Annotated in this window: 13 protein-coding genes; 10 read left to right on the top strand and 3 right to left on the bottom strand. The window is 69.4% G+C overall.

The features are described 5' to 3' along the window. The first annotated feature begins 53 nt into the window (after positions 1-53). From OHB41_RS10150 to OHB41_RS10125, 6 genes are read left to right on the top strand one after another with little or no spacing between them, the layout of a single operon-like run. Complete coding sequence (locus OHB41_RS10150) at positions 54-1640, top strand: ABC transporter substrate-binding protein (RefSeq protein ID WP_266697511.1); 1587 nt, start codon at positions 54-56, stop codon at positions 1638-1640. A gap of 35 nt (positions 1641-1675) precedes the next feature. Then, on the top strand, positions 1676-2644 hold the full coding sequence (locus OHB41_RS10145) for an ABC transporter permease (RefSeq protein ID WP_266705761.1): 969 nt from the start codon (positions 1676-1678) through the stop codon (positions 2642-2644). Between the two features lie 13 nt (positions 2645-2657). Beyond that, positions 2658-3539: an ABC transporter permease gene (locus tag OHB41_RS10140; RefSeq protein WP_266697510.1), complete on the top strand. Its 882-nt coding sequence runs from the start codon at positions 2658-2660 to the stop codon at positions 3537-3539. Further along, positions 3536-4501, top strand: coding sequence for an ABC transporter ATP-binding protein (locus tag OHB41_RS10135; protein ID WP_266697509.1), 966 nt, complete (start codon positions 3536-3538; stop codon positions 4499-4501). The genes OHB41_RS10140 and OHB41_RS10135 overlap by 4 nt, the downstream gene beginning before the upstream one ends. Continuing rightward, a complete protein-coding gene (locus OHB41_RS10130) occupies positions 4494-5165 on the top strand; it encodes an ABC transporter ATP-binding protein (RefSeq protein WP_266697508.1) in 672 nt (223 codons plus the stop codon). The genes OHB41_RS10135 and OHB41_RS10130 overlap by 8 nt, the downstream gene beginning before the upstream one ends. A 4-nt stretch (positions 5166-5169) precedes the next feature. Continuing rightward, positions 5170-5619: a GNAT family N-acetyltransferase gene (locus OHB41_RS10125; protein ID WP_266697507.1), complete on the top strand. Its 450-nt coding sequence runs from the start codon at positions 5170-5172 to the stop codon at positions 5617-5619. Positions 5620-5769: 150 nt separating this feature from the next. Here the strand turns inward: OHB41_RS10125 and OHB41_RS10120 are convergent, their stop codons facing one another. After that, a complete protein-coding gene (locus OHB41_RS10120) occupies positions 5770-6411 on the bottom strand; it encodes a superoxide dismutase (RefSeq protein ID WP_266697506.1) in 642 nt (213 codons plus the stop codon). Positions 6412-6634: 223 nt separating this feature from the next. On the opposite strand from OHB41_RS10120, the gene OHB41_RS10115 reads away from it, so the two are divergent. Further along, positions 6635-7030 (top strand): Fur family transcriptional regulator, encoded by a 396-nt coding sequence (locus OHB41_RS10115; RefSeq protein WP_266697505.1) that lies wholly within the window; start codon positions 6635-6637, stop codon positions 7028-7030. A 51-nt stretch (positions 7031-7081) separates the two neighbouring features. Here the strand turns inward: OHB41_RS10115 and nicT are convergent, their stop codons facing one another. Next, positions 7082-8242: a Nickel transporter NicT gene (gene nicT / locus OHB41_RS10110; RefSeq protein WP_266697504.1), complete on the bottom strand. Its 1161-nt coding sequence runs from the start codon at positions 8240-8242 to the stop codon at positions 7082-7084. Positions 8243-8951: 709 nt separating this feature from the next. Between nicT and OHB41_RS10105 the strand changes: the two genes are divergently transcribed. The 3 genes from OHB41_RS10105 to OHB41_RS10095 all read left to right on the top strand — a co-directional run bounded on the left by OHB41_RS10105 (position 8952) and on the right by OHB41_RS10095 (position 11639). After that, positions 8952-9203 carry a hypothetical protein gene (locus OHB41_RS10105; RefSeq protein ID WP_266697503.1) on the top strand — a complete coding sequence of 84 codons (252 nt, stop codon included), beginning with the start codon at positions 8952-8954 and terminating at the stop codon, positions 9201-9203. Further along, positions 9203-9775, top strand: a complete 573-nt coding sequence (locus OHB41_RS10100; RefSeq protein WP_266697502.1) for a GNAT family N-acetyltransferase — start codon at positions 9203-9205, stop codon at positions 9773-9775. Before OHB41_RS10105 ends, OHB41_RS10100 begins: the two co-directional genes overlap by 1 nt. 214 nt (positions 9776-9989) lie before the next feature. Beyond that, on the top strand, positions 9990-11639 hold the full coding sequence (locus OHB41_RS10095) for a purine-cytosine permease family protein (RefSeq protein ID WP_266697501.1): 1650 nt from the start codon (positions 9990-9992) through the stop codon (positions 11637-11639). Between the two features lie 1037 nt (positions 11640-12676). Here the strand turns inward: OHB41_RS10095 and OHB41_RS10090 are convergent. After that, positions 12677-13771, bottom strand: coding sequence for an NUDIX hydrolase (locus OHB41_RS10090; RefSeq protein ID WP_266697500.1), 1095 nt, complete (start codon positions 13769-13771; stop codon positions 12677-12679). Between the last annotated feature and the right edge of the window lie 10 nt (positions 13772-13781).

Below are 13781 nucleotides of genomic sequence, written 5' to 3'. Positions count from 1 at the left end.
TTATTGCGACTAACATGCAACAGCTTTAGATCATCAATAAGGGTGTGAGGTCCATGACGGTCCGACGGATACGGACAGCCGCCGCCACGGCGGCGATACTCACGGGTGTCGCCGCCTGCTCGGCCCCCGGAAACAGCACGGGCAGCGGTAATACGGCCGACTCCGTCGTGATCGGGGTGGCATCCGAGCCGGACACGCTTAGTCCGCTGCTCGGCTACGGCAAGGACGGCAACTCGAAGATCTTCGACGGCCTGCTCGCCCGGGACGCCGACCTCAAGCTGAGACCGGCACTGGCGAAGGCGCTGCCCGAGGTCGCCGCCGACGGCCTCACCTACACCTACACCCTGCGCGACGGCGTGGAGTTCAGCGACGGCGAGCCGCTGACCTCCGCCGACGTCCTCTTCACATACGACACGATCCTCGACGCGAAGACCAACAACACCAACCGCAGCGAGCTGGACGCCATCAAGGACGTGCGGGCGGACGGCGGCAACAAGGTGGTCTTCACCCTCAAGTACCCCTACGCCCCCTTCGCCGGCCGCACGGTCCTGCCCATCGTCCCCGAGCACATCGCGGGCAAGCAGGACCCCAACACCGGCTCCTTCAACACCAAGCCGGTCGGCACAGGGCCGTACGTCCTCGCCTCCTGGAGCAAGGGCGAGAAGCTCACCTTCAAGGCCAACCCCGACTACTGGGGCGGCGCGCCGAAGGTGAAGAAGGTGACGATGGCGGTCATCGAGGACGACGACGTACGCGCCACCCGGCTGCGCTCCGGCGACCTCGACGGCGCAATCCTCCCGCCCAACCTCGCCGCCACCTTCAAGAACGACAAGGCGAGGAAGACGTACGACGCGAAGACCTACGACTTCCGCACGGTCACCCTCCCCCAGGAGAACAAGGTCACCGCAGACCGTGCGATCCGCCAGGCCCTGGACGCCGCTGTGGACCGGCAGGCCATGGTCGACAAGATCCTCGACGGCGCAGGACGCCCCGCGTATGGTCCACTGCCCGTCGACGACCCGTGGTTCGCCAAGGGCATCGAGCGCGAGCAGGACCTCGCCAAGGCGAAGCGGATCCTGGACGAGGCCGGATGGAAGGCGGGTGACGGCGGTATCCGCGCGAAGAGGGGACAGCGCGCTTCCTTCACCCTGCTCTACCCCTCCGGCGACAAGGTCCGCCAGGACCACGCCCTCGCCTACGCCTCCGACGCCAAGAAGGCCGGCATCGAGGTGAAGGTGGAGAGCGCCACCTGGGAGGTCATCGAGCCGCGGATGAAGGACGATGCCGTGCTTGCCGGCTTCGGCAGCAACGGCGACCCCGACTACGGCCTCTACACCCTCCTGCACTCCTCCCTCGCCGGCGACGGCTTCAACAACATGGCCCGCTACGACGATCCGGTCGTGGACAAGGCGCTCGACACCGGCCGTCGCAGCTCGGACCAGGCGACCCGGAAGACCGCCTACGACAGTCTCCAGCGCGAACTGGTGAAGAACCCCGGCTACACCTTCCTCACCCACATCGACCACGTCTACGTCCTCGCCGACCGCTGGACCGGTCTGACCACGCAGGTCGAGCCGCACGAGCACGGCTTCGCGTCCGGCCCGTGGTGGAACCTCGAAGCCTGGCAGCCGAAGAAGTGACCTCCGCTCCCGGAAGATCTCTGCCCTGGGGCGCGATGGCGCGGCTGGCGGGGCGACGGCTGCTGTTCGCCGCCCCGATCCTGCTCGTCGTCACCTTCGGCGTCTTCGCGATCGCCGCCGCCTCCCCCTTCGACCCGGTCAAGGCGTACGCCGGCACGGCCGCGCTCGGAGCCGACGCCGAGACGCTGGCGCGGCTGCGGGAGAACCTGGGCGTGGACCAGCCGTTCACCTCTCGCTGGTGGAACTGGCTGACCGCAGCCATCACGGGTGATCTCGGGCAGTCCAGCGTGCTGCGGCAGCCGGTCGCCCAGATCATCGGCGAACGCCTCCTCTGGTCCAGCCTGTTGTGCGCGGTGGCGTTCGTGGTGGCCGTACTGACGGGCACGGTGCTGGGTGTGCTGGCGGCCCGGCGCCCGGGATCGGTGCTCGACCGTGCCGTGACGTCGCTGGCCTACTCGTTGGAGGCGGCGCCCGTCTTCTGGCTTGCCCTGCTGGCCGTCTGGCTGTTCGCCCTCCAACTCGGCGTCCTCCCGGCCGGCGGCCTCACCGACACCGCGAGCGAGCAGGTCACCTTCGGTCAGGTGGCGAGTCACCTCGTGCTGCCGGCCGGGGTGCTCGCCGTCTCCCAGCTGCCCTGGTTCACCTTGTACGTCCGCCAGGGTGTCGGCGACGCGCTCGCCGAGGACCCCGTACGCGGCGCCCGCGCGCGAGGGTTGAGCGAACGCACTGTCCTGCTCGACCATGCCCTGCGCTCCGGGCTGCTGCCGGTTCTCACCCTGGTCGGCTCGAGGGTGCCCGAACTGATCACCGGCGCGCTGCTGGTGGAGAGCGTCTTCAGCTGGCCCGGCATCGCGGCGGCCACCGTGGAGGCGGCCACCGCCGTCGACTTCCCGCTGCTCGCCGCCCTGACGACTCTGGCCACCGCCGCGGTGCTTCTCGGCAATCTCCTTGCCGACCTGCTCTACGGCCTGTTCGACCCGAGGGTGAAGTTCAGTGACATGTGAAGCCACTGGTGACGTGACAGGTGGATCGACGGCCGAGCCCGTCTGGCGGTCGTACGGCACGAGCCGCCGCTCCACCAGAACGCTGCGGGTCCGCATCTCGGCGGCCCTGGTGGGTGTCACCGTCCTCGCCGTACTCCTCGTGCCACCGCTGGTGCAGCTCGACCAGCAGGCGGTCGACCTGGGCGCGAAGCTGCTGCCGCCGAGCTGGTCGCATCCCTTCGGCACCGACGACCTCGGCCGCGACCTCCTCCTGCGCTGTGTCTACGGTCTGCGGGTGTCCCTGCTGGTCGGGGTCGCGGCAGCATTCACAGCGACCGTGATTGGCACGGCCGTCGGGGCGACGGCCGGGGCGCTGGGCGGCTGGGCCGACCGGGCTCTCATGCGAGTCGTCGACACGGTCTCGTCGGTACCGCACCTGCTGCTGGGCATCTTCATCGTGGCGATGTTCCGGCCCGGGGTGTGGCCGGTGGTGGTGTCGGTCGCGCTCACCCACTGGCTGTCGACCGCCCGGATCGTGCGCGCCGAGGTGCTGTCCCTGCGCTCGCGCCCCTACATCGACGCCGCGGTTTCCGGGGGTGCGTCCCGGTGGCGGGTGGCGGTCCGGCATCTGCTGCCCGCGGTGCTGCCGCAGGCCGCGCTGGCCGCCGTGCTGATGGTGCCGCACGCCATGTGGCACGAATCCGCGCTGTCCTTCCTCGGGCTCGGCCTGCCCACCCACCTGGCCAGCCTCGGCAACCTCATCCAGGGCGCGCGGGGCTCGCTGCTCGCTGGGCAGTGGTGGCCGACCCTCTTCCCGGGGCTGTTCATCATCGTGCCCACGCTCGCCATCGCCGGGCTCGCTGGAGCCTGGCGGGAGCTGATCAACCCCCGGCGCCGATCGGAGCTGGTGCTGTGACCGACCGAACCCCGGTCCTTTCGGTGCGCGGGCTGTCTGTGCGCTTCCTCATGCCGGGTGGGCGGCGGATCGCCGCCGTCACCGACGCGCACTTCGACGTGGCGGCCGGCGAGTGTCTGGCGCTGATCGGCGAGAGCGGCTGCGGCAAGTCGGTCCTCGCCTCCGCCCTGCTCGGCCTGCTCCCCGCCAACGCCCAGGCCGCGGGAGAGGCCCTTCTCGGTGACCTGGATCTGCTCGCCGCCGACGAACGGACACTGGCGCGGAGGGTACGGGGCCGGCTGATCGGGCTCATCCCGCAGAGCCCTGCTGCCCATCTCACCCCCGTGCGCACCGTTCGTTCCCAACTGGAGGAAATGGTCGGGGCGTTGACCGGCATACGCGGGCGGGCTGCCGTACGAGCCGCGGCCGAGGCTGCCGCGGAGCGCGCCGCCTTCCCTGCCAGCCACCTCGACCGCCACCCGCACGAACTCTCCGGCGGCCTGGCCCAGCGGGCCGCCACCGCTCTCGCCCTCGTCGGCGACACGCCTCTGCTGCTGGCCGATGAGCCCACCACCGGCCTCGACCGCGACCTGGTCGACCACACCGTGGACGAACTGCGCCGTCACGTCGACACCGGCCACCGTGCCCTGCTTGTGATCACCCACGACCTGGCCGCCGCCGAGCGCATCGCCGACCGTGTGGCCGTGATGTACGCGGGCCGGATCGTCGAACTCACAGACGCCAGAGCCTTCTTCGGCGCCCATGGCCCCCGCCACCCTTACAGCCGCGGCCTCCTCCAAGCCCTTCCTGAGCGCGCCTTCAGCCCGATCCCGGGCATGCCGCCAGAACTCGGTGCCCTCCCCGACGGCTGCGCCTTCGCGCCCCGCTGCGAGCGGGCCACCGACGCCTGCGCCGTGCTGCCCTCGACGGCCGGCGGCGTCGCCTGCCACCACCCGCACGTGCCGGAGGACATCCGTGCTTGAACTGCAGGCCATCACCGCCGGATACGACAGGAATCGCCCCGTCGTCCGCGATGCCACGCTGACCCTTGCCCCCGGTGAGTCCGTCGGCCTGCTGGGCCCCAGCGGCTGCGGCAAGTCCACCCTCGCCCGGGTCGCGGCCCTGTTGCACCGGCCCGACGCCGGCACGGTGATGCTCGGCGGCGAGCCCGTCCGCCGTTGGCGTCACCGAGCCCCGAGCGTCCAGCGCACCGCCATCGGCGTCGTCTTCCAGCAGCCCCGGCTCTCCGCCGATCCCCGGCTGCGGCTCACCGACGTGATCGCCGAGCCCCTGCGCGCCACCGGCCGCCGCGAGGAAATACCCGAGCGCGCGGCCGAGTTGGCCGCAGCCGTCGGCCTCACTCCCGACCTCCTGGAACGCCGGCCCCACGAGGTCAGCGACGGCCAGCTCCAGCGCGCCTGCCTCGCCCGAGCTCTCGTTCTGCGTCCGCGCTGGCTGATCTGCGACGAGATGACCGCGATGCTGGATGCCTCCACCACCGCCGCCCTGGTGACGGCCGTCGAGGAGTACCGCACCGCCACCGGCGCCGGGCTACTCGCCGTCGGCCACGACCAGGTGCTCCTGGACCGCTGGTGCGACCGCACCGTCCACTGGGAGAAACTGACCGCCGCGGAAGCCGGGGAGTAGACGGATGCAGTCCACGACGATCAAGCGCGCCGTTGCGCAGGACGCGGACCGCCCCACCGGCCTGGTCCAGGACTCCGGTGCCTACCGGGGACCGTATGCCTCGATCATCCCCGGGTACCGGGTCACCGCCGACTACATCGCCCGTCACCAGGTCTTTGTGGCCATCGATGAGGTCGGACGGCTCCAGGGCTTCTACGCGCTGGTGCTGGAGTCACCGGAGCTGGACCTGGCGTTCGTGGCGGATGACGTCCAGGGAAGGGGTGTCGGCCGGCTCCTCATCGAGCACATGCTCGGACAGGCCAGGGCGGCAGGACTGCGCGGGGTGGGGGTGGTCTCCCATCCGCCGGCCGTGGCGTTCTACCGACGCCTGGGCGCCGTCCGGGTGGGGACGGTTGCTCCCGCACCGCCGAAGGTCGACTGGGAGCGGCCCGATCTGCGGTTCACCCCTGCCTGAGGCCGTAGCTGCCCTTCGAGTCTGCCGCGGAAACGGGAAGGCTCCCGCAGGCATCGGGCCTGCGGGAGCCGTCCGTTGTACCGCCTGCCGACGTGAAGGGTGAGAAGACGATCACGAGGCAGGACGTTCTGTGGGGGTGCTGCTACGAGGTCACGGGGCGAGCAGCAGGCTGTCGCCGCGCTCCTTGGCGGCGGCGTAACGCCGGGCCACGTCCTGCCAGTTGACTACGGCCCACATGGCATCGATGAAGTCGACCTTCTGGTTCCGGTACTGGAGGTAGAAGGCGTGCTCCCAGGCGTCGAAGACCAGGATGGGGGTCGAGCCCTGGCCGACGTTGCCCTGGTGGTCGTAGACCTGCTCGACGATCAGCCGCCCGCTGACCGGCTCGTAGGCGAGGACGCCCCAGCCCGAACCCTGCGTGGTCGCCGCGGCCTTGGTGAGCTGGCCCTTGAAGCCCGCGAAGGAGCCGAAGGACTCGGTGATCGCGTCGGCGAGGTCGCCCACACCGTCGGCGGCCAGGGGCTCACCTCCGCCGTCACCGGTCATGTTCTGCCAGTAGATCGAGTGCAGGATGTGGCCGGAGAGGTGGAAGGCCAGGTTCTTCTCCAGGCCGTTGATCGAGCCCCAGGTCTCCTTGTCCCGCGCCTCCGCCAGCTGCTCCAGCGTGTCGTTGGCGCCCTTGACGTAGGCGGCGTGGTGCTTGTCGTGGTGCAGCTCGATGATCTCGGGGCTGATGACCGGGGCAAGCGCCGAGTAGTCGTAGGGAAGTTCCGGGAGCGTGTACACCGGCATGTCCAGCATCCTCCGACATAATTGCGAATGGTGTGCAGCTGCACGCTAGCAGCAAGAAGCGTGGCCGCCGATCAGGCATTGGACCTACTAGGACTCGGGGCAGTGTCGCGGTAGTTGCAGCCAAGTCTTTGCCGTCGGGCAGCGGTCGCGGGGAAGGGGCAAAAGCGTGAGGGTGGTCCAGCAGCCGGCGTGTGACCCGGCGGCAGCACGGTCGGAGGCTCGCGTGCGGCTGCAGCGGAACGGGCTGCGCTGCACGCCGGGCCGACTCCGATTGCTGACGCTGCTGTCCGCTTCCCAGCGCCATCTCTCCCCGGCCGAAGCCTTCGAGGAACTGGCCCGGTCCGGCCACGCCGTGAACCCCACCACCGTCTATCGCACGCTGGACGCCCTGACGGCCGTCGGCCTCACCCACTCGGTCCACGGTCCTGGCCCGGCGCGCTACGGCATCACAGGAGAACCGCACCACCACACCGTGTGCCGCGAGTGCGGCAGCGTCGCGGGACTGTCGAGCCGTCACCTGACCGAGGCAGTGGACAGGATCGAGGAGCTGACGGGTCTGCGGCCAGATTCCGAGGGGGCACTTCTCATCTACGGGCGGTGCACTCGCTGCAGCACGTGACCGGCAGCGAGCTTGGCGGCGGCCCGGGACGGGCCGCCGCCGCACGCTGCCCTAATCGGCGGTCTGCTCCGCCGTCGCCGGTTGCGCCAGGCCGGCGGTCCACTTCTCCTCGATCCGGCCGAACTTCCACACCAGCAGGGCGATGGCCCAGGTGGCGAAGAACAGGCCGACGATGACGTATCCGATGATGTTCAGGTCGAGGCCGGAGACCCAGTCCCAGAAGGGGCCGTGCAGGTCCGCCTTCTCGGCGATCAGGCCGAGGAGTTCGACGGTGCCGATGATGAGGGCGACGGCGACGGACAGGCCGGTGATGGTGAGGTTGTAGTAGACCTTGCGGACCGGCTTGGAAAAGGCCCAGCCGTAGGCGAAGTTCATGAACGAGCCGTCGATGGTGTCCAGCAGCGACGTGCCGGCCGCGAAGAGGATCGGCAGGCAGAGGATCGCGTACCAGGGCAGGCCCGAGGCCGCGCCGGAGCCGGCGAGGACGAGGAGCGCGATCTCGGTCGCCGTGTCGAAGCCGAGGCCGAACAGGACGCCCAGGGGGTACATCTGCCAGGGCTTGGTGATCGACTTCATCAGACGCCCCAAGAGGCGGTTCATGAAGCCGCGGTTGTTGAGCTGCTCCTCGAGGGCGGCCTCGTCGAAGTGGCCGGAGCGCATCTGCCGGAAGACCTTCCAGATCCCCACCATGATCATCAGGTTGATGATCGCGATGACGTAGAGGAAGGTGCCCGAGACGGTCGTGCCGATCCAGCCGGTGACGCTGTGCAGCTCGGAGTCGTCGTTCTCGACGGGGCCGGCCAGTTCCTTGACGCCGAGGGAGAGCAGGAAGGCGAGGGCGAAGACGATGCTGGAGTGGCCGAGGGAGAACCAGAAGCCGACCGACAGGGGGCGCTGGCCCTCGTTCATCAGCTTGCGGGTCGTGTTGTCGATGGCGGCGATGTGGTCGGCGTCGAAGGCGTGCCGCATGCCCAGGGTGTAGGCGGTGACCCCGATGCCGATGCCGAAGGTCTTGGTGCCGAGGCTGTAGTGCTCGGGCGCGACGATCGCGACCAGCGTGAACCAGCCGATGACGTGCAGGGCCAGGATGAAGGTGGCCATCCCCCCGAGGCTCGCCCATTCCTTGCGGGTCATCGAGGTACGGATGCGGTGCCACGAGAAGCCGCGGCCGGTGCCTGGGGTGGCAGAAGCGGAATCGGGAGCGGTGGTCATGGGGGCGCGGGCCTTACTGCTCGGCGAGCGACTGTTTTCAGACGCGCCTACCAGGTTTCTGCGAAAGAGTTGCAACTACAAGATGACTGCCGCAAAGGCCGGGTCAGTATTCGGTCAGCGTCACCGCAAGTGTCCAGGTCAAGGCAGCCACTGGTCCAGCCGAGCGGACGAGAGGGATCGGCGAGGGAAGCGTCCGCCGACTCCACCGAGGCGGCTTCGACCGTCCCTGCGCGCGGGCCGGCGACCGGCACGCATGCGCCACCGCCGTGGGAACAATCCGGGGCCGAGGGCCTCGGCAAGACCTGCGCCGAGGCCGAACACGCCCAGGTACTGGCCGGTGGCAGGCCGCGGGGCGAGGGCGAAGGACACCTCGAAGCCCGCGGCGGAATGCCACAGCTCGCCGACGGTGTGGATCACCACCGCGGTGATCAGCAGGGTCGCCGCCGCCCACGCCGGCCGACGCGGTCGTCGGTCAGCTCCCGGGCACCCCGACCGATGGAGGTGGACGCGGGGCACTGTCCTTGGGACGGACGCTGTCAGGCAGAAACAGCGCCCCGCATCCGGTACGGGACGGCGGCACGGATCGGTGCCCGCGCCGCCGGCTCCTCCTTCGACGCAGTCGATCAGATCTCGTGCGCCCGGGTACACACCCGAGGAGGCTTATTGCACACTAGTCGCAACAACGAATGATTGGCTACAAGGAGAATGCATGGGCTCTTCCATGACCCTCGGCCGCGACCGGCGCTACCCCCAGACCGGCGCCGAAAACTGGCACTGCTCTGGCGCCGCGGCGCCGCTCAGGCTGCACACGGACAACCAGATGGGCATCGCGACCTGCTGCCGCCTCCTCGGCCACCCCGGAATCGAACCGGCGCCATTCAGAGGGTCAATCGCCCCGTCGGCACCCATGTGGGGCGCCACCGCGCACCCGTCGGCGAGCGCCCTGGCAGGTGCCGCCTGATGGCAACTGACATCCGCCTCTTGCGCGGCAAGGACCTGCTGAAGCACGCCGACGCCCTGCACTCCGTATACGCCGAAGCCTTCTGCGCCCCGCCCTGGAACGAGGACGAGGAGCGGGCAGTCGAGTTCGTGGGCCGGCTGGTGGACAACGTCCGCCGCCCCGGCTTCACCGCGGCGCTCGCCTTCGCCGGAGCCGAGACCATCGGCTTCGCCACCGCTTGGACGACCGTGGCCCCCTTCCCCACCGACCGCTGCTACCCGCAGGCCGCCGCCGGACTGGGAGCCCAGCGCACGGTCGAGTGGCTGTGCGGCGCCCGCGAAATCGACGAACTCGCCGTCCGCCCGGCGGCCCACGGCACGGGGCTGGCCGCCGAACTGCTGGAAGCGGTCACCGAGGACGCCCCCGAGGGCCGCTCCTGGCTGCTCACTTCCATCCGCTCCCCGCGCGCCGTCACCTTCTACCGCCGGCAGGGCTGGACCCAGGCCACCCATCCCTCGCCTGAGGGCAAGGGCATCGTGGTCTTCCTCAGCCCCCGCCACCCGGCACGCGCTCTGGCCGCTATTCCTCTCTGAAGATCCGGGCCTGCGGAAACATCGCGTTCACGTCAACGGGAATCAGTGGTAACAACCGCTTTCTAGCGTGGCGGGCCGTGGGATCACCGTCGCATTCAGGGCTGCCAGAGACAGCTTCTGACGGCCCGTCGGCTTCCCCGTTCTGCCGATGACGCCACGCGGGGCGCCCCACCGCAGCACCGCACCCGCACCCAGCCTCACCGGGAGACGTGGCATGAGCACCACCGAGTCACCGCAGGCAATGCCGGACACCCCGATGACCGCAGCCGATCAGGCGGTCAAGGAGACCCTGGAGGACTACACCCTCCGTTTCGCGCCTCGCAGTTACCGCCGCTGGACCCCGATGGTCGTGGCGACCACGGCCCTCGGCGGCATCGCCTACATGGCCGACTTCTCCATCGGCGCCGGTATCGGACTGGCGCACGGCACCGGCAACGCGCTCGTGGCGATCGCCGTGGCCGCCGTCGTCATCTTCGTGACCGGCTTCCCGCTCGCCTACTACGGCGCCCGCTACAACATCGACCTGGACCTGATCACCCGCGGCTCCGGCTTCGGCTACTACGGCTCGGTGCTCACCAGCGTCATCTTCGCCAGCTTCACCTTCATCTTCTTCGCCCTCGAAGGCTCGATCATGGCCCAGGGCCTCAAACTGGGCCTCGGGCTGCCTTTGTGGCTGGGCTACCTGGTCTCCACGCTGATGGTGATCCCCCTGGTGATCTACGGCATGAAGGCGCTCAGCAAGCTCCAGGTGTGGACCACCCCGGTCTGGCTGCTGCTGATGGTCGGCCCGCTGGTCTACCTGATCTCCAAGGACCCCGGCACCGTCGACCGCTTCCTCGCCTACGCCGGCACCGACGGCGACGGCGGCGTCAACACCGCCTCCGTACTGCTCGGCGCGGGCGTGTGTCTCTCGCTCATCGCGCAGATCGGCGAGCAGATCGACTACCTGCGCTTCATGCCGCCCAAGACCGAGGCGAACAAGCGCACCTGGTGGACCGCCGTCATCATGGCCGGCCCCGGCTGGGTGGTCCTCGGCGCGCTCAAGCAGGCCATCGGCGTCTTCCTCGCCGTCTACATCCTCGCCAAGGTCGGCCCGGACGTCGCCCCCGAGCCCATCCAGCAGTTCAAGGGCGCCTTCGACGCGATGATGCCGTCCTGGCTGGTGCTCCCGCTGGCCGTGGCCCTCGTCGTGATCAGCCAGATCAAGATCAACGTGACCAACGCCTACTCCGGCTCGCTCGCCTGGACCAACTCCTTCACCCGCGTCACCAAGCACTACCCCGGCCGCATGGTCTTCGTCCTGGTCAACCTCGGCTTCGCGCTCGCCCTCATGGAAGCCAACATGTTCAGCTTCCTCAACAACATCCTGGGCTTCTACTCGAACTGCGCCATCGCCTGGATCGTCACCGTCGCCACCGACATCGGCATCAACAAGTACGCCCTGAAGCTCTCCCCGCTCCAGCCGGAGTTCCGCCGCGGCATGCTCCACGCCGTCAACCCGGTGGGTGTTGTGGCCTTCGTCGCCGCGTCCGGTCTGTCGATCGCCATGTACTTCCACGCCCTCGGCGACACCCTCCAGCCGTACTCCCCCGTCGCCTCCGCCGTCATCGCCTTCGTCCTCACCCCGATCATGGCGATCGTCACCAAGGGCAAGTACTACCTGCGCCGCACCGAGGACGGCATCGACGAGCCGCTGCTCGACACCGACGGCAACCCCAGCGCGGTCACGCTCGACTGCCACGTCTGCCGTCAGCCCTACGAGCGCCCCGACCTGGCCGCCTGCGTCACCCACGACGCGGTCGTCTGCTCGCTGTGCCTGAGCACGGACAAGGTCGGCGACCACGTCCTGCCCGCTACCGTGTAGGCATTCGGAGCGGGACCGCCGAAACCAAGCTCCGCGTCAGGGAACCCCAGACACCGTGGCCCATGATCTCCATCACAACGGGGGCCCAGAAATGGAACACGATGCCTTGGCGCATCGCGACACGACGCCGAGGCTCGCCCTCCGCATAAAGCGACACGACCTGCGGGGGACACAGTGTTTGCCGCGACTAACGCGCTCTGGACGAGGAGCCCTCGTAGGGCCGTTCCCGCGCGTCCGGCACTGCGCAGGTCCGGGTGGTCGGCGGCGGTCAGGGCGATCGACAGGGCTTCCTGAAGCCATCCAGCTTTTCGAGCGAGCACGGCCAATTGCCGGGCAGACTCGGCAACAGCGAGGGGTGCGCCGCCTGCTTCGGCGAGCTGGCGGGCGCGGTCGGCGGCCATCCAGCCGAGCTGCTGCTCGTCCAACTTGACGAGCATGCGGGTCGCCAGCAGGTAGCTCTTGGCCAGGAGCACGTAGTCCCCGGCCTCACGGGTGCTGGCGGTGAGCGCATGTCCGGAGCGGATGAGACGTGGCAGGCGCACCGCGAGGCTGGCGTAGCGGCAGGCGTCGAAGTCGGCGAGGGCGCGGGTGAAGTCCGTCGCTAGTGTCTCGGCCGGCGGCGTCACAGGGGGCTGCCCTAGGCCGAGCATGGCATCACGCAGACGGGCGACGAGCAGCTCTCCGAGCAGGGCCTCGCTTGCCTGGGCTGTTCTGTTCCCGAGGAGTGGGGAGCCGGCGGCTGCCGCGGCCGTGGCAGCCAAGCCCGCGATCAACTTCCTTCGCCGCAAAGGACCTTCACCGTCCTCCTGTCCTGGACTGCCGAGCCTATGGGTCGGCATCCAGGGGAAGGCCGCAGATGCTCCGATCGGCTGACCGTGTCGTATCTCCGGGCGAGGTGCGGGCGGAGCGAGGCCGAACGCCTGGCGCGGGAGTTCGAGGGCGTCGGCGAATCGCTGGCGCCCTGGGTAGCGGTCGAGGCGGCTGTTGAAGGGAGCCGGGTTCTTCGCCCAGTTGTCCCAAATAACACGAAGCGGCGGCTACCAGGCAGTGGGGCCGGAGAGTTCGGTGACAGGTTGGCGGACGGCCCGGGGAACGCCGAGCTGCTGGCGGGCCCAGTGGACGACCGCGAGCTGGTCAACGGCCGGTGGCCCCCAGTCGAAGAGTTCCATGGCCTGTTCGGGGGTGGCCAGGATGCGGATGTAGGTGTGGCCCGTGGCTGGATCGGGCTGCGCGGGGCCGACGTTGGTGAGTGCGGCGGCGTAGCGCAGGTATCCGCGCCGTACGGAGGGGTCGGTGACGTGTCCCAGGAGCAGCGGGCAACCAATGCGGGCGGTCGCCTCCTCTTTAACTTCGCGACGCAGGGTGGCTACGGGGTCGCCCTGGTCCTGTTCCTCGGGTGTGCCGCCGGGCAGGATGGCGACTCCGGTGTGGGGTTCGAGAAGGACGAGGACGCGTCCGTCCGGCGCGAAGCACCAGGCCCACACCTGGGTGACTGCGAGGTCGTGCGGGGCTGGCCCCTGGTGCCAGGGATAGTGGTAGGTGGGGCGGGCGGTCTGCAGGACGGCTGCGCGGTCGAGAATGGTCGGGGCGAGCGGGAGGCCATTCTCAAGGATCACCGTCCCGCCAGCGTTGATCCGGGCGCGCAGCGCGGACAGGGCGCGGCGGGCGTCGGCCGGGGAGAGCAGATCGGGCAGTCGCGCGGGTTCGACGAACTCGATCCCGGTGATCTCACTCGGCGGCAACCGGATTTCGCCGATCCGGTCGTCGTCCCAGGTGCCGCCGTCGAAGACGTGCAGAATCTCGCCGGGAAACCGCATGATGGCGGGTGCGCCGGTGCTGTCGGCGGCGATCCAGTCGACGGCCAGGCAGCGGTCGACAGTGGCGGTGACTCCGAGCTCCTCGACCAGTTCACGGGCTGCTGCGCGAGCGGGGGACTCGTTCTTGTCAACGGCGCCGCCGGCCAGGAGACAGGTGTCGCGATAGTCGACGTGCTGGACCAGGACCTGGCCGAAGGGGTTGGTGATGAGCACAGACGTGCCGACCCACAGGGCGGCCGCGGTGCGCATCGCGCCGTACGCCTCGTCGGTCATGACGGTGCCGGGCAGCTCGCCGGGAACGGATGTGGTCGTCATTGCTCTCCAA

The sequence above is a fragment of the Streptomyces sp. NBC_01571 genome (assembly GCF_026339875.1).
GTDB lineage: Bacteria > Actinomycetota > Actinomycetes > Streptomycetales > Streptomycetaceae > Streptomyces.
Note: the sequence above shows the minus strand (reverse complement) of the source record. Positions and strands in the feature narration are given on the sequence as shown.